We start from the raw sequence: 25,581 nt of genomic DNA on the forward strand, positions 1-25,581 counted from the left end.
CGGCGACTCCTACGATAATGCGATGGCAGAGAGTATCAACGGGTTGTACAAAACGGAGGTTATCCACCGCGGGAGCTGGAAAAACCGGACGGAAGTGGAGTTGGCCACGCTGGACTGGGTGGACTGGTACAACAACAGAAGGCTGCTCGGGCGGCTGGGTTACATCCCTCCTACTGAAGCCGAAATGAACTATTACGCTTTGCAATTAGCATCAGAGGAAGCGGCGTAGTATTGCCAAAATTACTCTCTAATAAACTCGGGGTTATTCACTACAGCGGCGAATCCTGGCTGATTTCGTCCAGCGACAGGCTGAAGCTTGGAATAAACACCTGCTGGAAATAGTCCATCGCGGGGCTGCGCCGTTCGTTGAGCGTTTTTTCCAGTCGCGCCATCGCCAGGGTGAATTCGTTATTACCGGCGGAAATTTCCTCCAGACATTTCAGGTAGGCGCACAGCGCGTCGGCCTGCTTGACGACGGCTTTCTCTGCCGGCAGGTAATGCTGCTCGTCGATAAGCAGGCGGAAATCCTCCCGCAGCGCGTCCGGCACCATATCTATCAGTTTTTGCTGCGCAATTTTTTCGATATTTTTGTACTCATGGGCAATCTGCGCATTGTAATACTTGATGGGCGTCGGCATATCGCCGGTCAGCACTTCGCTGGCGTCGTGATACATCGCCAGCAGCGCGATGCGTTCGGCGTTCAGGTCAGCGCCGAACAGACGATTATTGATGAGCGCCAGCACGTGGGCGACGAATGCCACCTGTAAACTGTGCTCCGAGACATTTTCGGTACGCACATTGCGCATCAGCGGCCAGCGGTTAATCAGTTTCAGGCGTGACAGATGGGCGAAAAAGTGGCTTTGAGTCATAAACGTTTCCAGAAAGACGCGACAACGGAAACGCTATTGTGCGCACCCGGCGGCGGTTATGCAAATCTCCCGATGCCGGCTTTGGCGGGTGGGCCTGTGGCGCTCTGTCTATTGCGACGGTTGTGATGCCGCGCGCTGGGCATGCACGCCATCGTCTACGCCACCGCCGCACCGCCAGCGGCGGTAATGCGGTGCGAGACGCCAGCGGGTAAACGGTTGAGCCCCGGCCGCGCCGCCGGTCGTGGCGGCGGTGATGTGGTGAGAGACGCCAGCGGGCAAACGATTGAGCCCCGGCCGCGCCGCCGGTCGTGGCGGCGGTGATGTGGTGCGAGACGCCGGCGGGCAAACGGTCAGGCCGGCGTGCGTCATGCCGCTACCCGCCCGGCTGTGCTTATTGGTGATAGTGCTGCATAAACCGGCCGAATTTGCCGATGGCGGTTTCCAGCTCATCCACCCGCGGCAGCGTCACGATCCGCAAATGATCCGGCCAGGGCCAGTTAAACGCGCTGCCCTGAACCAGCAGCACTTTCTCCTGCAACAGCAAATCGAGCACCAGCTTCTGATCATCATGGATATTAAAACGTTTGGCATCGTAGCGCGGGAACATATAGAGCGCGCCGCTCGGCTTGACGCAGGACACCCCCGGGATGTCGTTGATAAGCTCCCAGGCCCGGTTGCGTTGCTCATACAGCCGCCCGCCGGGCTGGATAAATTCGCTGATGCTCTGATAGCCGCCCAGGGCGGTTTGGATCGCATGCTGCATCGGCACGTTGGCGCAAAGGCGCATTGAGGCCAGCATCTCCAGCCCTTCGATATAGCCTTTTGCGTGTTTCTTCGGGCCGTTAAGCACCATCCAACCTTGGCGGAAGCCGGCGACGCGGTAGGTTTTCGACAAGCCGTTAAAGGTGACGGTCAGGAGATCGGGCGCCAGCGCCGCAATGGAGTGATGCTCCGCGGCGTCGTAGAGGATTTTGTCGTAAATCTCATCCGAGAAAATAATCAGATTATGCTGGCGGGCGATGTCAACCAGCGACAGCAGCATGTCTTTACTGTATACCGCGCCGGTGGGGTTATTGGGGTTAATAATCACCAGCCCGCGCGTGCGGGGGGTTATCTTGCGGCGAATGTCGTCCAGATCGGGAAACCAGCCGGCTTCCTCATCGCACAGATAGTGTACCGCGTTGCCGCCCGACAGCGAAACCGACGCCGTCCACAGCGGGTAATCCGGCGCCGGGATCAGCATTTCATCGCCGCTGTTAAGCAACGCCTGCATGGATTGCTGAATCAATTCCGAGACGCCGTTGCCGATATAGACATCCTCCACGGTGAGATCCAGCATTTCGCGCGCCTGGTAATGCTGCATGATGGCCTTGCGCGCGGAATACAACCCTTTGGAGTCGCTATAGCCCTGGGCGGTGGGCAGATTGCGGATCACATCCACCAGAATCTCGTCCGGGGCGTCAAAACCGAACGGGGCGGGGTTGCCGATATTCAACTTAATGACTTTATTGCCTTCTTCTTCCAGGCGCTTTGCTTCTTTCAGCACGGGGCCACGAATGTCGTAACAGACGTTTTCCAGTTTGCTGGATTTTTCTACGGGTGCGACCACGATATTAACCCTTCTGCCAGATAGCGTATTCCCACCATGGATACGCATGATCTGCATAATGTACTCTTGTCCCGCGCGCTTTTGAAGGATGAAACCGCGGCGAGGCGGATTGCGTGCTACGCCGACGGCAAAAAACAATGAATGAGTTTCCTCATTTAAAATAACCCCTATAACATGCGGAATAATTATCACCATGATAATAATATGTACGGCGTCGGATTCAGCCATTAATCGACGCCGGGTGGTCGCTTTTTGTACAATTTCCTCGCCGAATGCGGTAAGGTGTGGGGCACACGGCGATAAGAGTGACACCCTGCCGCGCAAAAGGGGCGTTGGCGGTGCTGCCGACGCGGGATTAGCATGGGGACGGCGGTGCGATCCCGCCGGTGCTTTGGCATCGGCCTAGGCCGGATTTACCGTTTTGTTTAGCAAGCGTTTCATTAAGTTGGTCGCTTGGCGCACGGAGAGAAATTTAACTTCTTGACCGTCGCGGGGTTAATTATAGTATACCTTTACAGGCGGCCAGATTTAGAAAAGACGGACTATTTTTTTCGTTTAAACAACAGTTAAGAGAAATTTATGTTAATAAGCGAGGCCGCAAGATAAAAAATAACGCTTAATCATTAATATAAAACATTTAATGCTCATGTTGCTTGAGCATTCAATTAATTAAATTAACGTTTGTGCTAAGCCACCAGCTTATTTTGTTTTATACATCAAGGGGAACAAATGTTATCCTTAACAAAGCAAATGTATTGACCGCATTGGTGCTTAGTTTCTGTTTAGCGGCAGTCTTTTTTTAAGTGGTAACGCGATTGTTGAAGAATGAACCACCCGGCAAAAATACTGCATATCGTTCGAGGCGCGTGGCCTTACGGACGGCACGATATGTTAACCACCGGCTTTTGACAATACGGCGTAGTTACCACCTTTTGCAACGCCAGGACAGTAGTTTGTAATTAGAATTCAAACAGTGAAGATAATATATGACCAATGCAAATCGTCCCGTACTCAATCTTGATCTCGATCTGTTGAGAACGTTTGTTGCCGTCGCCGATCTTAACACTTTCGCTGCGGCAGCGGCCTCAGTCTGCCGTACGCAGTCGGCGGTCAGCCAGCAAATGCAGCGATTAGAACAGCTTGTGGGGAAAGAGCTTTTCGCCCGTCATGGTCGTAATAAGCTTTTAACTGAACACGGAATTCAACTGCTTGGCTACGCCCGCAAGATTTTGCTGTACAATGACGAGGCCTGTACTTCCCTGATGTTCAGCAATATTCAGGGCGTGTTGACCATAGGCGCGTCGGACGATACGGCCGATACCATTCTGCCCTACCTGCTAAACCGCGTTACCCGAATTTACCCCAAATTGTCTGTGGATGTCTGCGTAAAACGCGGCCCGCAAATGGTCGAAATGCTGAACAATGGCGAAGTGGATTTAGCCATCAGCACCCAAAGCGATCGCTATGCCTTCACCCATCCTTCCGTGACGCTGCGTACCTCGCCGACGCTTTGGTACTGCGCGGCTGATTACCGCTTCACGCCCGGCGAGGTCGTGCCGCTGGTGGTGCTCGACGAGCCAAGTCCGTTTCGCACCTTGGCCGTGGAAAGCCTCAATGCTGCGGGGGTGCCGTGGCGTATTGCCTACATCGCCTCTACCCTGTCCGCGGTGCGCGCGGCGGTTAAAGCCGGCATGGGCATCACCCTGCGTCCGGTGGAAATGATGAGTCCTGAGCTGCGGGTATTAGGGGCGAGCGACGGTTTACCTGAGCTGCCCGCCACGCGCTACGCGCTGTGTAAAAACCCGCAAGGTGAAAATGAATTGGTGATGGCGATTTTCAACGCCCTGCAGTCGGGCAGCGATACCTATACGCCAAAACCCCCCTCGTCGCTGGAAGGGGAAGGGCAAAGCCCTTCACTGGAAGATGAATGATTTTTTTTATCTTATAATAAGCTCATGATAAAGGAGCTTTTTTTTGGCTATAATTTAATTATCCCTATTATTGTCGTAACCTGATGCCCAATCGAGTAAAACCCGCCTTTATCTCACCATGCACCCGTGCCGTATTTTCCCACCGTAGCCACCTGTCCGATAATGCAATTTAACGGGCTAATCAATAAATTAAAAACGGCATTTCAAAAACAAAACCGCCAAAAAGGTGGTTATTTGCACAATAAAACCTTAGAAAATCTGTTGAAATGTGTCCTGGATCATAAAAAGGGTTTACCGCTTACGCCGATCCATAGGATTTTTCGCGAAAATGGTATAATTGAGCGCAGCTTTTCTTGATGACCGGTCTGCAAGCCGGAATAACGTTTCGGTGACTGACACGATTTAGCTCATTTCCTGCGCAATCCCTGTTAATCGACCTTTACAGGTGTAAATTAACATGGGGTTCATGATGTCTAAGTTGACAAAAGGTTATAAAAAGGAGTAAAAAACCCCACACAATGGCTGTGTATCTCATTACCACACGGCTTTTACGGTTTCTTACTTCCTTCCCGTAAATCGATGTGATGCGTAAAACTGCCGATTTCATAGAGCAGCCTGCAAATCGCCACTTTTGATGAGTAGCAAAGAGAATGTCGATAACCACTGAAATTACCGCTCATTATTGGGCTTTTGCCGTATTCCTCCTGGGTGCGCTGGGTCTGTGCGCCTTCATGCTGACCGGCGGCTTCCTTCTGGGCGGCCGCGCCCGGGCGCGCTCGAAGAACGTGCCGTTTGAATCCGGGATCGACCCGGTCGGCACCGCAAGATTGCGCCTTTCAGCCAAATTTTACCTGGTGGCGATGTTTTTCGTCATTTTCGACGTTGAGGCCCTCTATCTCTATGCCTGGGCTACCGCTATTCGCGAAGCGGGCTGGGTAGGCTTCATCGAGGCAACCATTTTCATTCTTATCCTGTTGGCGGGTTTGGTTTACCTGGTGCGTATCGGCGCCCTTGACTGGACGCCGGAGCGCTCCCGGCGTTTGCGCCGGGCAGGCCCGGTTGGCGAATCCCCCCGTCATCAAGAGTAACAGCGAGGCAGCAAAATGGATTACACCCTCACCCGCGCGGAGCCGGACGGCGATAACGAGCGGTATCCCCTGCAAAAACAGGAAATCGTGGCGGATCCGCTGGAACAGCACGTCCATCGCAGCGTTTACCTCGGCAAGCTTGAGAGCGCGCTGCACAATGCGGTGAACTGGGGACGCGGCAATTCGCTTTGGCCTTACAATTTCGGCCTCTCCTGCTGCTATGTCGAAATGACCACCTCTTTTACCGCCGTGCACGACGTGGCGCGCTTCGGTTCAGAAGTTATCCGCGCCTCACCGCGCCAGGCGGATTTCATGGTGGTGGCGGGGACGCCTTTCACCAAGATGGCGCCCGTCATCCAGCGTCTTTACGACCAAATGCTGGAGCCGAAATGGGTTATCTCCATGGGCGCCTGTGCCAATTCCGGCGGAATGTACGATATTTATTCTGTTGTGCAGGGCGTTGATAAATTCCTGCCGGTAGACGTCTACATTCCCGGCTGTCCACCGCGCCCTGAAGCGTACATCCAGGCGCTGCTGTTGCTGAAGGAGTCTATCGGCAAAGAACGCCGCCCGCTCTCATGGGTGGTGGGCGATCAGGGCGTCTATCGCGCCAATATGGAGTCGGAACGTCAACGTAAGCACGGTGAGCGTATCGCGGTCACCCATCTGCGCACCCCCGACGAAATTTAACGCGCGGATACGCATGCCGGCCGCGGCTGATAAGCGCGGCGGCATGTGCCGGCACAGCCAAATGTGGTGAAGATAACTATGACAGAGTTGATGACGCAGAATTCCGCCCTGCCGGCCTGGCAAACGCAGGATCATCTGGATGATCCGGTGATTGGCGAGTTGCGTAACCGTTTCGGGCCGGACGCTTTCAGCGTGCAGCCGACCCGTACCGGTATTCCGGTCGTTTGGGTGAAGCGCGAGCAGATCCTCGAGGTGCTGACCTTTCTGAAGAAGCTGCCGAAACCGTACGTGATGCTTTATGACCTGCACGGGGTGGACGAGCGCCTGCGTACCCACCGCCAGGGCTTGCCGGCGGCGGATTTTACCGTTTTCTATCATCTGATTTCCATCGATCGCAACCGCGACATCATGCTGAAGGTGGCGCTGGCGGAAAACGACCTGCATCTGCCGACCTGCACCCGCATTTTCCCCAACGCCAACTGGTATGAGCGTGAAACCTGGGAAATGTTCGGCATGACCTTTGACGGCCACCCGCACCTGACCCGTATCATGATGCCGAAAAGCTGGGAAGGGCACCCGCTGCGCAAGGATTATCCGGCGCGCGCTACCGAATTCGATCCTTTCGTCCTCACCAAACAAAAAGAAGATCTGGAGATGGAAGGGCTGACCTTCAAGCCGGAAGAGTGGGGCATGAAGCGCGGCACGGACAATGAGGACTTCATGTTCCTCAACCTGGGGCCGAACCATCCTTCCGCACACGGCGCGTTCCGCATCATTTTGCAGCTTGACGGCGAAGAGATCGTCGATTGCGTGCCCGATATCGGTTATCACCACCGCGGCGCCGAAAAGATGGGCGAGCGTCAGTCCTGGCATAGCTATATCCCTTATACCGACCGTGTCGAATACCTCGGCGGTTGCGTCAATGAAATGCCTTACGTGCTGGCGGTAGAAAAGCTGGCCGGTATCGTGGTGCCCGATCGCGTTAATGTGATCCGGGTGATGCTGTCGGAGCTGTTCCGCATCAACAGCCACCTGCTGTACATCAGTACCTATATTCAGGACGTGGGCGGGATGACGCCGGTGTTCCTGGCGTTTACCGACCGTCAGAAGATTTATGATGTGGTCGAGGCGATCACCGGTTTTCGTATGCACCCGGCCTGGTTCCGCATCGGCGGCGTGGCGCACGATTTGCCGCGCGGTTGGGAAGGGTTGCTGCGCGAGTTCCTCGACTGGCTGCCGAAGCGTCTGGACAGCTATGTCAAAGCGGCGCTCCGCAACAGCGTACTGCGCGCCCGCGCCGAGGGCGTCGCCGCCTATGGCGCGAAAGAGGCGCTGGACTGGGGTGTGACCGGCGCGGCGCTGCGTGCCACCGGCATCGATTTTGACGTGCGGAAATGGCGTCCGTATTCCGGCTATGAAAACTTCGACTTTGAGGTGCCGGTGGGCGATGGCGTGAGCGACTGCTATAGCCGCGTGATGCTGAAGGTGGAGGAGATGCGCCAAAGTCTGCGCATCCTTGAGCAGTGCCTGAACAACATGCCGGCAGGCCCCTTCAAAGCCGATCATCCGCTGACCACGCCGCCGCCGAAAGAGCGCACCTTGCAGCACATCGAGACGCTTATCACGCACTTCCTGCAGGTCTCGTGGGGACCGGTGATGCCGGCCAACGAATCATTCCAGATGATCGAGGCCACCAAAGGCATCAACAGCTATTACCTGACCAGCGATGGCAGCACAATGAGTTACCGGACGCGTATCCGCACGCCCAGTTTCCCTCATTTGCAGCAAATCCCCTCGGTTATTCGCGGCAGCCTGGTATCGGATTTGATCGTATATCTGGGCAGTATTGATTTCGTTATGTCAGATGTGGACCGCTAATTATGCAGCAACAGCAAGATACCCCCAAGCATGCGGCGGCGGCGGGGCTGGACGCCGCCACCGAAACGTTCGAGCTGAGTCGCGAAGAGCGCGAAGCCATCGAGCATGAGAAGCACCATTACGAGGATGCGCGCGCCGCCTCGATCGAAGCGCTGAAAATCGTGCAGAAGACTCGCGGTTGGGTGCCGGACGGGGCCATCGCGGCCATCGCGCAGGTGCTGGGCATTCCCGGCAGCGATGTCGAGGGGGTGGCCACGTTCTACAGCCAAATTTTCCGTCAGCCGGTGGGCCGCCATGTTATCCGCTATTGCGACAGCGTGGTCTGCCATATTACCGGTTATCAGGGCATTCAGGCCGCGCTTGAGCAATCGCTGAATATCAAGCCGGGCCAGACAACCCCCGACGGCCGCTTCACCCTGCTGCCCACCTGCTGTCTGGGCAATTGCGACAAGGGACCGACCATGATGGTGGATGACGATACCCACGTGCATCTGACGCCGGAAGGCATTGGTCCGCTGCTGGAGCAATATCGATGACCAAAACCATTGTCCGCTTGGCGGAAACGCACCCGCTGACCTGGCGGCTGCGCGATGACCATCAGCCGGTATGGCTGGACGACTATCAGAGCAAAAACGGCTATGTCGGCGCACGCAAGGCGCTGAGCGGCATGGCGCAGGACGATATCGTTACGCTTGTGAAAGACTCGGGCCTGAAAGGACGCGGCGGCGCCGGCTTCTCGACCGGCCTGAAGTGGAGCCTGATGCCGAAAGATCCCGCCATGAACATTCGCTATTTGCTGTGCAATGCCGATGAGATGGAGCCGGGCACCTATAAAGACCGTTTGCTGATGGAGCAACTGCCGCACCTGCTGGTGGAAGGGATGCTGATCGCCGCCTTCGCGCTGAAAGCCTATCGCGGCTATATTTTCCTGCGCGGCGAGTACATCGAGGCGGCGGCGAACCTGCGCCGGGCGATAGCCGAGGCCACCGAGGCCGGTTGGCTGGGCAAAAATATTCTGGGCAGCGGCTTTGACTTCGAGCTTATCGTCCACACCGGCGCCGGGCGCTATATCTGCGGCGAAGAAACCGCGCTGATTAATTCCCTGGAAGGGCGCCGCGCCAACCCGCGCTCGAAACCGCCGTTTCCCGCCAGCGCCGGCGCCTGGGGTAAACCCACCTGCGTCAACAACGTCGAAACATTATGCAACGTGCCGGCCATCCTGGAGCACGGAGTAGATTGGTATCAAGGCATCACCGCCGGCAAGAGCAACGACGCCGGTACCAAGCTGATGGGCTTCTCCGGTCGGGTGAAGAACCCCGGCCTCTGGGAACTGCCGTTCGGCATCACCGCGCGCGAGATCCTCGAGGATTACGCCGGCGGCATGCGCGATGGCCTGACCCTGAAAGCCTGGCAGCCCGGCGGCGCCGGCACCGACTTTTTGACCCAGGATCATCTGGATCTGCCGATGGATTTTGAGAATATCGGCAAAGCGGGCAGTCGGCTTGGCACCGCGCTGGCGATGGCGGTGGACAACGAAATTAACATGGTGTCGTTAACGCGCAATCTGGAAGAGTTTTTTGCCCGGGAATCCTGCGGTTGGTGTACGCCGTGCCGCGACGGCCTGCCGTGGAGCGTCAAGCTGCTGCGTGCGCTGGAGAGCGGTAAAGGCCAGCCCGGGGATATTGAAACCCTGGAGCAGCTGTGCCGCTTCCTCGGCCCCGGCAAAACCTTCTGCGCCCATGCGCCCGGGGCGGTGGAGCCGTTGCAAAGCGCGATTAAATATTTCCGCTCCGAGTTCGAGGCGGGTATCAGCGTTGAACATTTGGGCAATACGCGCGCCATCGCCGGCGTGCAGCCCAACCTATTAAAAGCGCGCTGGTAATCGTCCCTGCGACACGAGCGGGTCAGGCGGGCGTAGGCGCTTTGCACCCTGAACGCATTTTTGATTAACGCCCGCCGTTGGCGGGCCTCACCTGAGCATGCTGACTATGGCTACCATTCATGTAGACGGCAAAGAGTACGAGGTTAACGGGTCTGACAACCTGCTGGAAGCCTGTCTGTCCCTCGGCCTCGATATTCCGTACTTTTGCTGGCATCCGGCGCTGGGCAGCGTCGGCGCTTGCCGCCAGTGCGCGGTCAAGCAATACCAAAACGCCGAGGATACCCGCGGCCGGCTGGTCATGTCCTGTATGACGCCGGCCGCCGACGGCACCTTCATCTCTATCGCCGACGATGAAGCAAAACAGTTCCGCCAAAGTGTGGTGGAGTGGCTGATGACCAACCACCCGCACGATTGTCCGGTCTGCGAAGAGGGCGGCAACTGCCACCTGCAGGATATGACGGTCATGACCGGCCAGAATTTCCGCCGCTACCGTTTTACCAAGCGCACCCACCGCAATCAGTATCTGGGGCCGTTTATTTCCCATGAGATGAACCGCTGCATCGCCTGCTACCGCTGCGTCCGCTATTACAAAGATTATGCCGACGGCGGCGATCTCGGCGTGTATGGCGCCCATGATAACGTCTATTTCGGCCGTCCCGAGGACGGGGTGCTGGAGAGCGAGTTTTCCGGCAACCTGGTGGAAATCTGCCCGACCGGCGTGTTCACCGACAAAACCCACTCCGAGCGCTATAACCGTAAATGGGATATGCAGTTCGCGCCCAGCGTCTGCCAGCAGTGCAGCATCGGCTGCAACACCAGCCCCGGCGAGCGCTATGGCGAGCTGCGCCGCATCGAAAACCGCTATAACGGCAGCGTCAATCATTACTTCTTGTGCGACCGCGGCCGTTTCGGCTACGGCTACGTCAATCTGAAAGACCGTCCACGCCAGCCGCTGCAGCGCCGCGGCGACGACTGGATTGCCCTTAACGCCGACCAGGCAATGCAGGGGGCCGCCGATGCGCTGCGCCATGCGCGTAAGATGATAGGCATCGGCTCGCCGCGCGCCAGCGTCGAAAGCAACTTCGCCCTGCGCGAACTGGTGGGCGCCGAGAATTTCTACACCGGTATCGCCGGCGGTGAGCAAGACCGACTGGCGCTGATGCTCAATGTCTTGCGCAACGGCGGTATTCGCACGCCGTCGCTGCGTGAAATGGAAAGCTATGACGCCGTGCTGGTGCTGGGGGAGGATTTGACCCAGACCGGCGCGCGCATCGCGCTGGCGGTGCGCCAGGCCGTGAAGGGCAAGGCGCGGGAAATGGCCGCGGCGCAGAAAGTGGCCGACTGGCAGATAGCCGCCATTATGAACATCGGTCAGCATGCCAAACACCCGCTGTTCGTCACCAACGTTGACCGGACCCGTCTGGATGATATCGCCGCCTGGAGCTATTGCGCGCCGGTGGATGATCAGGCGCGTCTGGGCTTCGCTATCGCCCACGCCCTGGATGAGACGGCGCCGGCGGTGACCGGCCTGGACGATGCGCTTAAGGGTAAAATCGACGTGGTGGTGCAGGCGCTGGCCGGCGCCCGCAAGCCGCTTATTATTTCCGGCAGCAACGCCGGCAGCGAAGCGGTGATTGCCGCCGCCGCCAACGTCGCCCGCGCCTTGAAGGGCCGGGGCAGCGAGGTCGGTATTAGCTTTATCGCCGCCGGCGCCAACAGTATGGGCCTGGCGATGATGGGCGGCGGCAGCCTGGACGATGCGCTCGACGCGCTGGAGCAGGGCGCTGCGGATAGCGTAATCGTGCTGGAAAACGACCTGTATCGCCATGCCCCGGCCGCGCGCATCGACGCCGCGTTGGCCAAGGTCAATAACCTTATCGTGCTGGACCATCAGCGCACCCCTCTGCACGAGAAGGCCAACCTTATCCTGTCGGCGGCGAGCTTTGCCGAAAGCGACGGTACGCTCATCAACCAGGAGGGCCGCGCGCAGCGTTTCTTCCAGGTCTATGATCCGGCGTACTACGATGATCAGGTGGTCATGCTGGAGAGCTGGCGCTGGCTGCATTCGCTGCACTCCACCTACCTGAACCGCCAGGTGGACTGGACGCAGCTCGATCATATCATTTATGCCGCAGCCGAGGCGCTGCCGCAGCTCTCGGGGATCGAGGCGCTGCCGCAGCTCTCGGGGATAAAGGACGCCGCACCTGACGCAAGCTTCCGTATCCACGGCCAGAAACTGGCGCGCGAGCCGCACCGCTACAGCGGTCGTACCGCGATGCGCGCCAATATCAGCGTGCACGAACCGCGCGTGCCGCAGGATCAGGACACCATGTTCGCCTTCTCCATGGAAGGCAACAATGCCCCACAGGCGCCGCGTCAACAGGTGGCGTTCGCCTGGGCACCCGGCTGGAACTCCCCCCAGGCCTGGAACAAATTCCAGGATGAAGTGGGCGGCCATCTGCGCCACGGCGACCCCGGCGTGCGGCTGCTGGAAGCGGGGGAGGACCGGCTGGACTACTTCAGCGCCATTCCGCCCGCGTTTGCGCCGGCCCAGGATGGCAGTTGGCGTATCGCGCCATACTGGCACCTGTTCGGCAGCGAGGAAACCTCCCAGCGTTCTGCGGTTATCCAGGAGCGGATGCCGGCGCCCTATGTGGCGGTGAGCCAGGCCGATGCCGCCCGGCTGGGCGTTAACAGCGGTACCCTGCTCGCCTTTAGCTGCGCGGGGGTGGAACTGCGTCTGCCGGTGCGGTTCAGCCATGACCTGAGCGCCGGACAAGTCGGGTTGCCGCTGGGGCTGCCGGGCATTCCGCCGATGCTGGCGGGACAGCGCGTTGAAAATCTGCGGGAGGCCGCACTATGAGTTGGTTGACACCGGAGGTCATCGATATCCTCCTGACGGTGGTGAAGGCGGTGGTTATTCTGCTGGTGGTGGTCACCTGCGGCGCCTACATGAGCTTCGCCGAGCGGCGCCTGCTGGGGCTGTTTCAAAACCGTTACGGACCCAACCGCGTAGGCTGGGGCGGTTCGCTGCAGCTGTTGGCCGACGTGATGAAGATGATGTTTAAAGAGGACTGGATCCCGCCGTTCGCCGACCGGGGTATTTTCACTCTGGCGCCGGTTATCGCCTTCACGTCGCTGCTGATTACCTTCGCCATCGTCCCGGTCAGTCCGACCTGGGTGGTGGCCGATTTCAACATCGGCGTGCTGTTCTTCCTGATGATGGCCGGGCTGGCGGTGTACGCCGTGCTGTTCGCCGGCTGGTCGAGCAATAATAAATACTCGCTCCTGGGGGCTATGCGCGCCTCGGCGCAGACCTTGAGCTATGAAGTGTTTCTCGGTTTGTCGTTAATGGGCGTGGTGGCGCAGGCCGGTTCGTTCAACCTCGGCGCGATCGTTGAGTCGCAAGCGCATCTGTGGAACGTGGTGCCGCAATTCTTCGGCTTTGTCACCTTTGCGCTGGCGGGCGTCGCGGTGTGTCACCGCCACCCCTTCGATCAGCCGGAAGCTGAGCAGGAACTGGCCGACGGCTACCATATCGAATACTCGGGGATGAAATTCGGCCTGTTTTTCGTCGGTGAATATGTCGGCATTGTGACCATCTCGGCGCTGATGGTGACGCTGTTCTTCGGCGGCTGGCAGGGGCCGTGGTTGCCGCCGTTTATCTGGTTCGCCATTAAAACCGCTTTCTTTATGATGATGTTCATCCTGATCCGCGCGGCGCTGCCCCGTCCGCGCTATGACCAGGTGATGGCGCTGGGCTGGAAAATCTGCCTGCCGCTGACGCTGCTCAACCTGTTGGCGACCGCAGCGGTCATCTTGTACAACGCGCATTAAGGGGTGGATAAATCATGACGTTAAAAGAGTTAGCGATCGGCTGCGGGACTACGCTGCGCAGCATCTGGATGATTGGCATGCAGGCGTTCAACAAGCGTGAAACCCGCATGTACCCGGACGTGCCGGTCAATCCGCCGCCCCGTTTTCGCGGGCGGATCGTGCTGACGCGCGATCCCGACGGCGATGAGCGCTGCGTGGCCTGTAATCTGTGCGCGGTCGCCTGCCCGGTCGGCTGTATTTCGCTGCAAAAGGCGGAAACTAAAGACGGGCGCTGGTACCCGGAATTCTTTCGTATTAATTTCTCCCGCTGTATCTTCTGCGGCCTGTGCGAAGAAGCCTGTCCCACCACCGCTATCCAGCTGACGCCGGATTTCGAGATGGGCGAGTTCAAACGACAGGATCTGGTGTATGAGAAGGACGATTTACTAATTTCAGGGCCGGGCAAATACCCGGAATATAACTTCTACCGCATGGCCGGTATGGCGATCGCTGGCAAGGACAAGGGCGAGGCGGAAAACGAAGCCAAACCTATCGACGTGAAAGGCTTGCTGCCCTAAGGAGACTGGCATGGAACTGGCGTTTTATCTTTCCGGTCTGGTGGCGGTGCTGGCGACGTTGCGCGTCATCACCCATACCCAGCCGGTACATGCGCTGCTGTACCTGATTATTTCGCTGCTGGCCATCGCCTGCGTGTTTTTCTCGCTGGGCGCCTACTTCGCCGGTGCGCTGGAAATTATCGTTTACGCCGGCGCCATCATGGTGCTGTTCGTATTCGTGGTAATGATGCTCAATATGAGCGTCGGCCGCGATAAGCAAGAACGCGCCTGGCTGCGCCCAAGGGCCTGGATCGGGCCCGCGCTGATGTCGCTGGTGCTATTGGCGATATTGGTGCGCGCCCTGGCCGGCGCGGGGGACCACGGCATTGCGGGCGACCTGATTGCGGCGAAAACCGTGGGTATCGCGCTGTTTGGTCCTTATATGCTGGCGGTGGAGCTGGCCTCCATGCTGTTGCTGGCGGGGCTGGTGGTCGCCTTCCATCTGGGCCGCGACGAACGCGATAACGTCGATGCGCTCTACAAGGGGCCGAAAATCACCGACGCCATCAAGAGAAGAGGGGAGGAGCAAGCATGATCCCGTTATCACACGGTCTCATCCTGGCCGCTATCCTGTTTGTGCTGGGCCTGACGGGGATGATTATCCGCCGCAATCTGCTCTTCATGCTGCTGGGGCTGGAAATCATGATTAACGCGTCGGCGCTGGCGTTTGTGGTGGCCGGTAGCTATTGGGGCCAAGCGGACGGGCAGGTGATGTATATCCTGGCGGTCACGCTGGCCGCCGCCGAGGCCAGTATCGGCCTGGCGCTGCTGCTGCAGCTGCATCGCCGCCGCCGGACCCTGGATATCGATTCAGTCAGCGAGATGCACGGATGAACCTACTCTATTTAACACTGGTATTCCCCTTGGCGGGGTTCCTGCTGCTGGCGTTTTCCCGCGGCCGCTGGTCGGAAAACCTCGCCGCGACGGTCGGCGTCGGCAGCGTCGGGCTGGCGGCGTTGACCACCCTTTGGGTGGGGCTGGATTTTCTCGGCGCCCGCGGCGACGGTGCGACGGTGTATACCCAGACCTTGTGGCACTGGATGGCGGTGGGTGATTTCCAGATCCCCATTACGCTCAGCCTCGACGGCTTGTCGCTGACGATGCTGTCGGTGGTCACCGGCGTCGGCTTCCTGATCCATCTTTATGCCTCCTGGTATATGCGCGGGGAAGAGGGCTATTCGCGTTTCTTCGCCTATACCAATCTGTTTATCGCCAGCATGTTGGTGCTGGTGCTGGCGGATAACCTGTTGCTGATGTATCTCGGCTGGGAAGGGGTAGGGCTTTGCAGCTACCTGCTTATCGGCTTTTACTATACCGAGTCGAAAAATGGCGCCGCGGCGATGAAGGCCTTTATCGTCACCCGCGTCGGGGATGTGCTGCTGGCGTTCGCGCTGTTTATTCTCTACGACCAGCTCGGAACGTTGAACTTCCACGATCTGATGGTGCTGGCGCCGCAAAAACTGGCGGAAGGCTCTCCGGCTATCACCTGGGCGACGCTGATGCTGCTGGGCGGCGCGGTTGGGAAATCGGCGCAGCTGCCGCTGCAAACCTGGCTGGCGGATGCCATGGCCGGCCCGACCCCGGTCTCGGCGCTTATCCATGCCGCGACTATGGTGACCGCCGGCGTGTATCTTATCGCCCGTACTCACGGCCTGTTCCTGATGGCGCCGGACGTGTTGCATCTGGTGGGGATTGTCGGCGCGGTAACGCTGGTACTGGCCGGCTTCGCCGCGCTGGTGCAGACCGATATCAAGCGGGTGCTCGCCTATTCCACCATGAGCCAGATAGGCTACATGTTTCTGGCGCTGGGCGTTCAGGCCTGGGACGCGGCTATTTTTCACCTGATGACCCATGCGTTTTTCAAGGCGCTGCTGTTCTTGTCCTCCGGTTCGGTGATCCTGGCCTGTCATCATGAGCAGAACATCTTCAAAATGGGCGGCCTGCGCAAGTCGATTCCGCTGGTCTATATCTGCTTTCTGGTGGGCGGCGCGGCGCTGTCGGCGTTGCCGCTGGTCACCGCCGGCTTCTATTCCAAGGATGAAATCCTCTGGGGCGCGCTGGCCAACGGCCATGGCGCACTGATGATGGCCGGCCTGGTGGGGGCGTTCCTCACCTCGGTCTATACCTTCCGCATGATCTTTATCGTGTTCCATGGCGAGGCGAAGATTAAAGCCCACGCCTGCCGCGGTATCAGCCATCATCTGCCGCTGGTGGTGCTGTTGGTGCTGTCCACCTTTATCGGCGCCTGGATCACGCCGCCGCTGGCGGGGGTTCTGCCGGCCAGCGAGTTCGGTCATGACGGTAAGCTGGCGCTGGAAATCGCTTCGGGCGCGGTCGCCATCATCGGTATTAGTCTGGCGGCGGCCCTGTGGCTCGGCCAACGCCGTCTGGTGAACGCCGTGGCCGCCAGCGCGCCGGGGCGTTTCCTGACGGTTTGGTGGTTCCATGCCTGGGGATTCGACTGGCTTTACGACAAGATCTTCGTCAAACCCTACCTGGCGATTGCGCGGCTGCTGGCGCCCGATCCGCTTAACGCGGTGATGAATCTTCCCGCGCTGCTGGCGCGCTGGGCCGGACGTGGTCTGACGGTGAGCGAAAACGGGCAGTTGCGTTGGTATGCGGCGTCGATGGGTCTGGGTGCGGTTATCGTGGTGGCGCTGCTGGTATTCGTCTGAATACCCCGAGCTTCGTTTCCGGCTTAGGGCGGAGCGGCGGGTAACCTACCGCTCCGCTGACACGCAAGTTTATTGATTTTACAATTAGGGACGCAAAACGCCATGCTACTACCTTGGCTAATTCTTATCCCCTTTATCGGCGGTCTGCTGTGTTGGCAATGCGAGCGTTTCGGTACCCGGGTACCGCGCTGGATAGCCTTGATTGCCATGGGGCTGACACTGGCGCTTTCATTGCTGCTGTGGCAGCAGGGAGGATACACCCTGGCGATGGCGCAGGGGCTGCCGCAATGGCAGGTGGAGTATCTGCTCCCCTGGATCCCGCGCTTCGGTATCAGCATCCATCTGGCGCTGGACGGCCTGTCGCTGCTGATGGTGGTGCTGACTGGGCTGCTCGGGGTGCTGGCTATCCTCTGCTCCTGGCGTGAAATCCAGCGCTATCAGGGGTTCTTCCACCTCAATCTGCTATGGATCCTCGGCGGCGTTATCGGCGTGTTCCTGGCCATCGACATGTTTCTCTTCTTTTTCTTCTGGGAAATGATGCTGGTGCCGATGTATTTCCTCATCGCGCTGTGGGGGCATAAGGCGTCCGACGGTAAGACGCGTATCACCGCCGCAACCAAATTCTTCATCTATACCCAGGCGAGCGGTCTGGTGATGCTGGTGGCCATCCTCGGCCTGGTGCTGGTGCACTATAACGCCACCGGCGTCTGGACCTTCAATTATGAAGACTTGCTACGCACGCCGATGTCGGAGCGGATGGAATACCTGCTGATGTTGGGCTTCTTCTTGGCCTTCGCGGTGAAAATGCCGGTGGTGCCGCTGCACGGCTGGCTGCCGGATGCCCATAGCCAGGCGCCTACCGCCGGTTCGGTGGATCTGGCGGGGATTTTGCTGAAAACCGCGGCTTACGGGATGTTGCGTTTTAGCCTGCCGCTGTTCCCTCATGCGTCGCATCAGTTCGCCCCCATCGCCATGTGGCTGGGCGTGATAGGCATTTTCTACGGCGCCTGGATGGCGTTTTCGCAAACCGATATCAAGCGTCTTATCGCCTATACCAGCGTGTCTCATATGGGCTTTGTGCTGATCGCCATCTACAGCGGCAGCCAGCTGGCCTATCAGGGCGCGGTGGTACAGATGATCGCCCACGGTCTGTCGGCCGCCGGCATGTTCATCATTTGCGGCCAGCTGTATGAGCGTTTGCACACCCGCGATATGCGGCAGATGGGCGGTCTGTGGAGCCGGCTGAGCTTTATTCCGGCGTTGTCGCTGTTCTTCGCCGTCGCCACGCTCGGGATGCCGGGTACCGGCAACTTTGTTGGCGAGATTACCATTTTGTTCGGCAGTTTCCCGGTGGTCCCGGTGATTACGGTGATTTCCACGTTTGGTCTGGTGTTCGCGTCGGTCTACTCGCTTATCATGATGCAGCGCGCTTATTACGGCCCGGTCAAATCCACCGAGCCGCTGCCGGGCATGACGCTGCGCGAACGGTTGATTATTTTGTTGCTGGTGGTGCTGCTGGTGCTGCTCGGGTTCTTCCCGCAGCCGATTATGGATACCTCAGCCGCCGCTATGGGCAACATCCAGCACTGGTTCGCCGCCGACGCCGGTTCCACTATTTCAACGACAAGGCCGTAATTCGCCATGACAATAACTCCTCAACAACTGATCGCATTATTACCGCTGTTGATCGTCGGATTGACGGTGGTGGTTGTGATGCTGTGCATTGCGTGGCGACGCAACCACTTTATTAACGCCACCCTGACGGTTATCGGGCTTAACCTGGCGCTGCTGTCGCTGTGGTTTGTGACCCAAAACGGCCCGATGGATGTGACGCCGCTGATGCGCGTCGACGGGTTTTCCATGTTTTATACCGGGCTGGTGCTGGTGGCCAGTCTGGCGACCAGCACGCTGGCCTACGCTTGGCTGGCGGGGTATCCGGGCAACCGCGACGAGTTTTATCTGCTGGTGCTGATTGCCGCGATGGGCGGTATTCTGCTGGCCAGCGCCAACCATCTGGCGGCGCTGTTCCTGGGTATTGAGCTGATTTCGCTGCCGCTGTTCGGCATGGTGGGTTATGCGTTTCGCCAGAAGCGCTCGCTGGAAGCCAGCATCAAATACACGCTGCTGTCCGCGGCGGCGTCGTCTTTCTTGCTGTTCGGTATGGCGCTGGTGTATGCCCAAACCGGGCAATTGTCTTTCGCCGCCCTCGGTCAGACGCTTAGCGACACCATGCTGACGCAGCCGATGCTGCTGGCGGGCCTGGGGATGATGGTGGTCGGTCTTGGCTTCAAATTGTCGCTGGTGCCGTTCCATTTGTGGACGCCGGATGTCTATCAGGGCGCGCCCGCGCCGGTGTCGACCTTTCTGGCTACCGCCAGTAAAATCGCGATTTTCGCGGTCGTTATGCGCCTGTTTTTATATGCGCCGGTGACGCACAGCGATACGGTGCGGCTGGTGCTGGCGATTATCGCCTTCGCCTCTATGCTGTTCGGCAACCTGATGGCACTCAGCCAGAGCAACATTAAACGGGTGCTGGGCTATTCCTCTATCGCCCATCTGGGCTATTTGCTGGTGGGATTAATAGCGGTTCAGGCCCATGCGCTGGCGCTGGAAACCGTCGGCGTTTATTTGGCGGGATACCTGTTCGCCAGTCTGGGGGCGTTTGGCGTCGTCAGCCTGATGTCCAGCCCCTATACCGGCGAGGATGCGGATTCGCTGTACTCTTACCGGGGCCTGTTTTGGCATAAGCCGCTGCTGTCATCGGTGCTGACGGTGATGATGTTGTCGCTGGCGGGGATCCCCATGACCCTTGGCTTTATCGGCAAGTTCTACGTCATTGCGCTGGGCGTGAATAGCCACCTGGGCTGGTTGACCGGCGCGGTCGTCGCCGGGAGCGCCATCGGGCTGTTCTACTACCTGCGCATCATGGTCAGTCTATACCTGTCGCCGCCGGAAAATCTGCGCCGCGATACGCCCTCCAACTGGGCGCTGACCGCCGGCGGGGTGGTGGTGCTTATCTCCTCGCTGCTGGTGTTGCTGCTGGGGCTGTATCCACAGCCGCTCATTACGCTTGTGCAATTGGCGCAGCCCATTCTCTAACCGAGCGCCGCGGGGAGCGACCCCGCGGCGTCGGTGCGCCTGACGGCGATAATCCTTAGCCCAAGCCTGCTTTTTCGGATTGCTCCGGCAAGAATAGTCCTCCGGTACGGGCATTTTTTGCCTATAGTTAGTCTGACGCCCTTCATCAGAACACGGAGAACAATGATGACTACACCTCAAGATCCGCTTCAGCCGCACGAAACGCATGTCGACGACGATGTGCAGCTGTTGTCCGAAACGCTGGAAGAAGTGCTGGCTTATTCCGGCGATAAAACCGATCAAAAGTATGTCGAGCTGAAGACCCGCGCTCAGCAGGCGCTGGATGATGTGAAAACGCGGGTGAGTCAGGCGTCCGACACCTACTATCTGAAAGCCCGGCAGGCGGTGAGCGCTGCGGACGAATACGTGCAGGAAAATCCCTGGCACGGCGTCGGCATTGGCGCCTCTGTTGGGTTGGTTGTCGGGTTGTTGCTGGCGCGCCGTTAAGGCATAGGTATCTACACATCAGGGAGGAGGCTTAAGAGCAACTCTGAGGCTGTAAAATAATCTGTGTAAATGGCATTTTTAGCAAAACCTTTAAAGGACTACAAAATGCCTATCAGCAACGATCTTATTGACCAATTGCTCCAGGATTGCCACTCCCCTCAGGACCTGTTGGGGGAATCAGGATTACTCAAGGAACTGACCAAACGACTGGCTGAACAAGTTCTTGAAGCCGAGATGGATATACATCTTGGGTATGCCAAGCACGATCCTGCTGGGAATAACTCTGGCAACTCCCGAAACGGCAAGACATCCAAGAATGTGCGTAGCCAAAACGGGGAGCTTGAGCTTCAGATCCCACGCGACCGTAATAGTACCTTTGAGCCTGCATTGATCGCCAAGAACGAGAAGCAACTTAACGGCTTTGATAGCCGTATTATTTCATTATATTCTAGAGGGTTAACAACCCGCGACATCCAGTCACACTTCAAGGATGTCTATGGCGTTGATGTTTCTGCTGGCTTCATCTCTCAGGTGACCAATGCAGTGATGGATGAAGTTAAGCGCTGGCAGCAACGTCCGCTGGATGCTCTCTATCCCATTGTTTATTTGGACTGTATTGTCGTTAAAAGCCAGGACTGCGGTGCCGTAGCCAATAAGTCTGTTTACTTGGCGCTTGGCGTCAACACTCAGGGAGAAAAAGAACTGCTGGGGCTATGGATAGCCAAAACTGAGGGCGCTAAGTTCTGGTTATCGGTGATGACAGAACTGAGGAACCGTGGGCTACAGGACATCTTCATCGCTTGCTGCGACGGTCTGAAGGGCTTTCCTGACGCAATTGAAGCTGTTTATCCGCACACCCGGGTTCAGCTCTGCATCGTGCACCAAGTGCGGAATTCGCTGCGCTATGTCGGCTGGAAAGAACGCAAGGCCGTGGCTGCTGACCTTCGCACCATCTATAGTTCTGCAACGGCAGAGGCGGCAGAATGCGCGTTGGATGCCTTCGCGGCCAAATGGGATCAGCAGTTCCCCACGATAAGTCAGTCCTGGAAAAACAATTGGGAGCGGCTTATCGTCATTTTTGACTTTCCACCGGAGATCCGTAAGGTTATTTACACTACCAACGCGATAGAGTCGTTAAATGCTTCATTGCGCAAGATAACGAAAACCCGGCGGATATTTCCAACAGATGACTCGGTACTTAAACTGCTCTATCTGGCGTTGCATAATATTTCCGCCAAATGGACCATGCCACTCAGAGACTGGAAACCTGCTATGAGCCAATTCATGTTGATGTATGGAGAACGAATCTCCAGTTAAGCGATGGAGCCATTTACACAAAAAAATTTACAGACCCCCAAGGACATTTTTCCCCTTATACCGCTTGGCTATAAAGTGCAGATGATTGCATGTTAAGCCTCTGATTTACTTGAACAAGAACGCATGCCATACCATGCATGATGGCGTTGCCTTATAAGAAGTTGTTAGTATTAGGGTGAAATGGTCAGGGTCAGGCCATAAGCCAGCGTCAAACGCGCTTAGTGTTTTCTTTATTGTGTGTTTGCCTTGTCTTGTTGAAGGGCTTAACCAGTTCATTTAAGGTGACTAATTTTTGTAGCCCACGTCGCGCCCCATGCCGCTAGCCGCCGATGATAGACGTTTCATCGCTAAGAATAGACATCGGAATAGCCAAAGCCGAAGAAACGCCGGTAGCGCAATCTAAGTCTGCCGCGTAAAGATTTTCGGCGCTCTGGTCTTGAAGGAAAATGGGGCGGGGACGCGCTGCGCTTGCGCCAGCACTCTGCAAAAAGAGTGCCACGGCATTATCTCCACTCTCTGCAGTATAACCCCTTATAGTCCTGGCGTGAGCCAAATTGACAATCATAAACTATTAAATTTGGCTAGATTGTATGCGTCAAATTTGAAAGGTTATTATGAGAAAAAAATATTATGTCCCAACGGTCATTAAGGAATGGAATGCAACTTATCGCTCAGTTAGCGATCAAACGATTCGCACTCTGTAAATCAACGATAATAAATTTAACAAACAAGCTTGAGTACGTCATTAACTCAGCTGACCGACTTGCCTCAGTCGCTGACCAGAAAATATCCCACAAAGGGAGAAAAGAGCCCATCGGACTAAGGCGAGTTGTCCTTATCAAAAATCAGTTAGCTGAGATGGAGATTATGTATCACATCATTCTGGACAAAAATGACGAAAGGTATCAGCCCGATGCTCACCCGCAAGCGGCTGTGTCAAGGACACCTCTATGCTGATGCCATGTGAGTCGCCCCTTGGGTAAGCTATGGGTCACTGTTGTCACCACGATCCGCAATAGGGAAGCGATTTCAACGCCGGCTGCTATATTTGGCACTGCGCGACACAGGATGCTGTCCTTACATCGCGGGCGCGTGCGGGAGGCTCGTTCTCCTTTTTCGCTAACTTGAAATTTACTTGGCATTCAGAATGCCGGACAGACGTTTATTCTGCTGAGAATAAAGACCGCCACAACAAGGACAAAATGCATACTTGTGCAGAGCGCCTTGTATTGGCAAAGAGGGATATCCAGAGACTACATGCATTATGTGTCATGTTCATATTTAACTTCCATTATGAGTGGGTAAGGGTGGTATTTTACTCAATGCACCTTTATAAGGGGGTTATTCTCTAAATTAATCATAAACGAGCTTGCGGTTAATTGTTTTTTGTTTGTTGATTTCTGGTGTTTAAATGGTTGGCATAATGATGGTAATTTATATGATATAAAAAATAACCTACGAAACTATATATTTTATCATCTTGAAATTATTGGTTTTTTTCTTGTGTGCCAGGGTGCCTACCCATCCGAGAGGGCTGTTTAACAGAATTGCTGGCAGTAAGTCACTCGTTGAAAAGCGGTTTGAATTTTATATACCAACATGTAATAATCCATTTCATATGATATTCAACTGATTCAACTAAAGGACAAAGTCTTATCTTTGCCCCTACACTGGTTGTTTTGAAAAGGGACGCCGTGATTAAAACGCACATCTCAGGGTAGGGAGAAGTATGACTGCAGTTAACCTGGAGGCATACATTAGCGTTGGTTCGGTCCCCTGGCGGTTGCTTTATCGTGACGGCGAGATTGCCGTGGCACGATAATGTCGTTTAGACGTTAAACAGTATAAAAGGTTATCGTCGTTATCATGGTGTCGTGGTGATGTCGTTTATCGGCCATTACCACAGGCGTTGCCGATGAATGTCGTGCTTTCATGATGATAATTTTTGGGGCCTTCGGGAGGTTGCCGGAATAGCCTTTACGGCATTTTTTCCCAGTGTAAATTATCGATTTAAGCCACTTTGCCTGCGTCGATACACATCAGTAGGCACACCTAACGTTGTTGTCTATTTAAGACATCATCGTAGAAAGCGTTTACGCCAAATTTAAGAAGTCATTATTTTTTTGTTAATCAGGAGTGTGTTTTTTAGTCGTCTGATTTACGACACTGAAATTCACGCGGTGTCAGCGATCACTATAGGGTTAGCACGCGGGATATCAGAAAGGTTTCGCTAATTTTCCGATTCTATCGGTTGGCTTCATATTGCTCAAATAGAACGTAAAGGCCCATTATCTATATCAAAATGTGGTCTGCGTTTTACTGTGCGTCGTCTGTCGGGACCATCTATAGCTTCCTTTCTCATGTAATACTTTTTGGGCGCGGTATTTTTCCACTCCCGTTTAGCGCGTGGTAGTAAATAAATGTAACTTAGAGAGTGCTTTTAAATGAAAAAAGTCCGCAAAAAAAAAGACCTTTCAAGGGGGCTAATTCTTTTCACCTGGTTGAATGTTGGCGTACAAGCCATTGTACCGTTAACGTATGCTTTTGCGCCGTCACTGGCCAGCGCTGCAAGTAACGCTAGATTTCTCAAGGGTTCTCCAGATAAGGCGACCCTTGATACCAAGATATATACCCTTTCTGCCGGCGAAACGACAGCGTTGGTCGCGCAAAAATATCATATGAGCATGGATGCCCTACGCAAGCTGAATCAATTTCGCACTTTTGCTCGCGGCTTTGAACATTTACAGGCGGGGGATGAGCTCGACGTACCGTTAGCGCCGCTGCCTGCCGTAACGTGGGGGGAAGAACCCCCCGGGCTGACTTCAGCGCCTCAAGAGGATCCCAAGGCGCAGAAAGTCGCGGGTATTGCCTCCCAGGCCGGTAATTTCCTGGCTAACAGCCCGCGCGGGGATGCCGCTGCTTCCATGGCGCGAGGCATGGCTTCCGGAGCTGCCAGCACCGAGGTTCAGCAATGGTTGAGTCAATTCGGTACCGCTCGCCTGCAGTTGGATGTCGATAACAAGTTTTCATTAAAAAACTCCCAAATTGATTTACTTATTCCGCTCTATGAACAGCAGGACAAACTCCTCTTTACCCAGGGAAGCCTGCACCGCACCGATGATCGTACCCAGACTAATTTGGGGATGGGCATGCGCTGGTTTAATGACGGCTATATGCTGGGCGGCAACACTTTCCTGGATTACGATTTGTCCCGTGACCACGCGCGCATGGGGATGGGCGTTGAATACTGGCGTGATTACCTGAAAATGGGCGCAAACAGTTATATGCGCCTGACCAATTGGCGTGACAGCAAGGACTTCGCCGATTACCAGGAGCGTCCGGCCAATGGCTGGGATATGCGCCTTGAAGGCATAGGTATCTACACATTTATCGTGATACCTGTTATTACTTTGCAGAATGATTTCAACCTATCTGTTGGCGGGATTGACTCTCGCCTTACCCGCCGATATCAGACGCTGGTTAAACAGCATATGACACCCGCGGCTCTTCTTGCTTCTGCGGTTAAAGACCTCGCAAGTGCTCAAAAATCAACTTTCGCAACTACCCAAGCTGTCTGGCGTTTTCTGAATAATAAGCGAATTAGCTTCAGTCAACTCAATGAGC

21 protein-coding genes are annotated in these 25,581 nt (G+C 56.3%); 18 read left to right on the forward strand and 3 right to left on the reverse strand.

Annotated elements, in window-relative coordinates; genetic code table 11:
- Positions 1 to 229 (forward strand): integrase core domain-containing protein (locus CINSTRO3249_RS01860; protein WP_143146879.1); only part of this gene is annotated, 229 nt, incomplete at its 5' end.
- A gap of 40 nt (positions 230 to 269) precedes the next feature.
- Here the strand turns inward: CINSTRO3249_RS01860 and yfbR are convergent.
- The 3 genes from yfbR to CINSTRO3249_RS01875 all read right to left on the reverse strand — a co-directional run bounded on the left by yfbR (position 270) and on the right by CINSTRO3249_RS01875 (position 2,526).
- Positions 270 to 869, reverse strand: a complete 600-nt coding sequence (gene yfbR, locus CINSTRO3249_RS01865) for a 5'-deoxynucleotidase (RefSeq protein ID WP_074011935.1) — start codon at positions 867 to 869, stop codon at positions 270 to 272.
- A 108-nt stretch (positions 870 to 977) separates the two neighbouring features.
- Positions 978 to 1,238: a hypothetical protein gene (locus CINSTRO3249_RS01870; protein ID WP_074011936.1), complete on the reverse strand. Its 261-nt coding sequence runs from the start codon at positions 1,236 to 1,238 to the stop codon at positions 978 to 980.
- Positions 1,239 to 1,260: 22 nt separating this feature from the next.
- On the reverse strand, positions 1,261 to 2,526 hold the full coding sequence (locus tag CINSTRO3249_RS01875; RefSeq protein ID WP_074011953.1) for a pyridoxal phosphate-dependent aminotransferase: 1,266 nt from the start codon (positions 2,524 to 2,526) through the stop codon (positions 1,261 to 1,263).
- A 938-nt stretch (positions 2,527 to 3,464) separates the two neighbouring features.
- On the opposite strand from CINSTRO3249_RS01875, the gene lrhA reads away from it, so the two are divergent.
- The 17 genes from lrhA to CINSTRO3249_RS01975 form a co-directional block, all read left to right on the forward strand.
- Complete coding sequence (gene lrhA / locus CINSTRO3249_RS01880; protein ID WP_074011937.1) at positions 3,465 to 4,409, forward strand: transcriptional regulator LrhA; 945 nt, start codon at positions 3,465 to 3,467, stop codon at positions 4,407 to 4,409.
- Between the two features lie 650 nt (positions 4,410 to 5,059).
- Positions 5,060 to 5,497 (forward strand): NADH-quinone oxidoreductase subunit A, encoded by a 438-nt coding sequence (locus tag CINSTRO3249_RS01890; protein WP_074011939.1) that lies wholly within the window; start codon positions 5,060 to 5,062, stop codon positions 5,495 to 5,497.
- A 15-nt stretch (positions 5,498 to 5,512) separates the two neighbouring features.
- The gene (locus CINSTRO3249_RS01895; protein WP_025421537.1) at positions 5,513 to 6,187 is read left to right on the forward strand and encodes a NuoB/complex I 20 kDa subunit family protein; all 675 of its coding nucleotides are present in this window, start codon (positions 5,513 to 5,515) and stop codon (positions 6,185 to 6,187) included.
- Between the two features lie 78 nt (positions 6,188 to 6,265).
- Positions 6,266 to 8,065, forward strand: a complete 1,800-nt coding sequence (gene nuoC / locus CINSTRO3249_RS01900; protein WP_074011940.1) for an NADH-quinone oxidoreductase subunit C/D — start codon at positions 6,266 to 6,268, stop codon at positions 8,063 to 8,065.
- Positions 8,066 to 8,067: 2 nt separating this feature from the next.
- Entirely contained in the window at positions 8,068 to 8,601 is a 534-nt protein-coding gene (gene nuoE / locus CINSTRO3249_RS01905; RefSeq protein ID WP_074011941.1) for an NADH-quinone oxidoreductase subunit NuoE, read from the forward strand.
- On the forward strand, positions 8,598 to 9,947 hold the full coding sequence (nuoF, locus tag CINSTRO3249_RS01910; RefSeq protein ID WP_074011942.1) for an NADH-quinone oxidoreductase subunit NuoF: 1,350 nt from the start codon (positions 8,598 to 8,600) through the stop codon (positions 9,945 to 9,947). Before nuoE ends, nuoF begins: the two co-directional genes overlap by 4 nt.
- A 106-nt stretch (positions 9,948 to 10,053) precedes the next feature.
- Entirely contained in the window at positions 10,054 to 12,810 is a 2,757-nt protein-coding gene (nuoG, locus tag CINSTRO3249_RS01915) for an NADH-quinone oxidoreductase subunit NuoG (RefSeq protein ID WP_074011954.1), read from the forward strand.
- Positions 12,807 to 13,784 carry an NADH-quinone oxidoreductase subunit NuoH gene (gene nuoH, locus CINSTRO3249_RS01920; protein ID WP_074011943.1) on the forward strand — a complete coding sequence of 326 codons (978 nt, stop codon included), beginning with the start codon at positions 12,807 to 12,809 and terminating at the stop codon, positions 13,782 to 13,784. Before nuoG ends, nuoH begins: the two co-directional genes overlap by 4 nt.
- A 14-nt stretch (positions 13,785 to 13,798) precedes the next feature.
- Entirely contained in the window at positions 13,799 to 14,341 is a 543-nt protein-coding gene (gene nuoI, locus CINSTRO3249_RS01925) for an NADH-quinone oxidoreductase subunit NuoI (RefSeq protein WP_074011944.1), read from the forward strand.
- Between the two features lie 10 nt (positions 14,342 to 14,351).
- On the forward strand, positions 14,352 to 14,915 hold the full coding sequence (nuoJ, locus tag CINSTRO3249_RS01930) for an NADH-quinone oxidoreductase subunit J (protein WP_074011945.1): 564 nt from the start codon (positions 14,352 to 14,354) through the stop codon (positions 14,913 to 14,915).
- On the forward strand, positions 14,912 to 15,214 hold the full coding sequence (gene nuoK, locus CINSTRO3249_RS01935) for an NADH-quinone oxidoreductase subunit NuoK (RefSeq protein WP_074011946.1): 303 nt from the start codon (positions 14,912 to 14,914) through the stop codon (positions 15,212 to 15,214). Before nuoJ ends, nuoK begins: the two co-directional genes overlap by 4 nt.
- Positions 15,211 to 17,055 (forward strand): NADH-quinone oxidoreductase subunit L, encoded by a 1,845-nt coding sequence (gene nuoL, locus CINSTRO3249_RS01940; protein ID WP_074011947.1) that lies wholly within the window; start codon positions 15,211 to 15,213, stop codon positions 17,053 to 17,055. The genes nuoK and nuoL overlap by 4 nt, the downstream gene beginning before the upstream one ends.
- A 102-nt stretch (positions 17,056 to 17,157) precedes the next feature.
- Entirely contained in the window at positions 17,158 to 18,690 is a 1,533-nt protein-coding gene (gene nuoM, locus CINSTRO3249_RS01945; RefSeq protein WP_074011948.1) for an NADH-quinone oxidoreductase subunit M, read from the forward strand.
- Positions 18,691 to 18,696: 6 nt separating this feature from the next.
- A complete protein-coding gene (nuoN, locus tag CINSTRO3249_RS01950; protein WP_074011949.1) occupies positions 18,697 to 20,154 on the forward strand; it encodes an NADH-quinone oxidoreductase subunit NuoN in 1,458 nt (485 codons plus the stop codon).
- A gap of 165 nt (positions 20,155 to 20,319) precedes the next feature.
- Positions 20,320 to 20,640: a stress response protein ElaB gene (gene elaB, locus CINSTRO3249_RS01955; protein ID WP_074011950.1), complete on the forward strand. Its 321-nt coding sequence runs from the start codon at positions 20,320 to 20,322 to the stop codon at positions 20,638 to 20,640.
- 105 nt (positions 20,641 to 20,745) lie between these two features.
- Positions 20,746 to 21,957 carry an IS256 family transposase gene (locus tag CINSTRO3249_RS01960; protein ID WP_074011955.1) on the forward strand — a complete coding sequence of 404 codons (1,212 nt, stop codon included), beginning with the start codon at positions 20,746 to 20,748 and terminating at the stop codon, positions 21,955 to 21,957.
- Between the two features lie 2,678 nt (positions 21,958 to 24,635).
- Positions 24,636 to 25,581 (forward strand): inverse autotransporter beta domain-containing protein (locus CINSTRO3249_RS01975; RefSeq protein ID WP_254304276.1); only part of this gene is annotated, 946 nt, incomplete at its 3' end.

This window comes from Candidatus Sodalis sp. SoCistrobi (genome assembly GCF_900143145.1).
Taxonomy (GTDB): Bacteria; Pseudomonadota; Gammaproteobacteria; order Enterobacterales; family Enterobacteriaceae; genus SoCistrobi.

Bases quoted from the DNA above. Each gene is read 5' to 3' on its own strand.
- yfbR (WP_074011935.1), bottom strand. From the start codon at position 869: ATGACTCAAAGCCACTTTTTCGCCCATCTGTCACGCCTGAAACTGATT.
- CINSTRO3249_RS01870 (WP_074011936.1), bottom strand. From the start codon at position 1,238: ATGACGCACGCCGGCCTGACCGTTTGCCCGCCGGCGTCTCGCACCACA.
- CINSTRO3249_RS01875 (WP_074011953.1), bottom strand. From the start codon at position 2,526: ATGCGTATCCATGGTGGGAATACGCTATCTGGCAGAAGGGTTAATATC.
- lrhA (WP_074011937.1), top strand. From the start codon at position 3,465: ATGACCAATGCAAATCGTCCCGTACTCAATCTTGATCTCGATCTGTTG.
- CINSTRO3249_RS01890 (WP_074011939.1), top strand. From the start codon at position 5,060: ATGTCGATAACCACTGAAATTACCGCTCATTATTGGGCTTTTGCCGTA.
- CINSTRO3249_RS01895 (WP_025421537.1), top strand. From the start codon at position 5,513: ATGGATTACACCCTCACCCGCGCGGAGCCGGACGGCGATAACGAGCGG.
- nuoC (WP_074011940.1), top strand. From the start codon at position 6,266: ATGACAGAGTTGATGACGCAGAATTCCGCCCTGCCGGCCTGGCAAACG.
- nuoE (WP_074011941.1), top strand. From the start codon at position 8,068: ATGCAGCAACAGCAAGATACCCCCAAGCATGCGGCGGCGGCGGGGCTG.
- nuoF (WP_074011942.1), top strand. From the start codon at position 8,598: ATGACCAAAACCATTGTCCGCTTGGCGGAAACGCACCCGCTGACCTGG.
- nuoG (WP_074011954.1), top strand. From the start codon at position 10,054: ATGGCTACCATTCATGTAGACGGCAAAGAGTACGAGGTTAACGGGTCT.
- nuoH (WP_074011943.1), top strand. From the start codon at position 12,807: ATGAGTTGGTTGACACCGGAGGTCATCGATATCCTCCTGACGGTGGTG.
- nuoI (WP_074011944.1), top strand. From the start codon at position 13,799: ATGACGTTAAAAGAGTTAGCGATCGGCTGCGGGACTACGCTGCGCAGC.
- nuoJ (WP_074011945.1), top strand. From the start codon at position 14,352: ATGGAACTGGCGTTTTATCTTTCCGGTCTGGTGGCGGTGCTGGCGACG.
- nuoK (WP_074011946.1), top strand. From the start codon at position 14,912: ATGATCCCGTTATCACACGGTCTCATCCTGGCCGCTATCCTGTTTGTG.
- nuoL (WP_074011947.1), top strand. From the start codon at position 15,211: ATGAACCTACTCTATTTAACACTGGTATTCCCCTTGGCGGGGTTCCTG.
- nuoM (WP_074011948.1), top strand. From the start codon at position 17,158: ATGCTACTACCTTGGCTAATTCTTATCCCCTTTATCGGCGGTCTGCTG.
- nuoN (WP_074011949.1), top strand. From the start codon at position 18,697: ATGACAATAACTCCTCAACAACTGATCGCATTATTACCGCTGTTGATC.
- elaB (WP_074011950.1), top strand. From the start codon at position 20,320: ATGACTACACCTCAAGATCCGCTTCAGCCGCACGAAACGCATGTCGAC.
- CINSTRO3249_RS01960 (WP_074011955.1), top strand. From the start codon at position 20,746: ATGCCTATCAGCAACGATCTTATTGACCAATTGCTCCAGGATTGCCAC.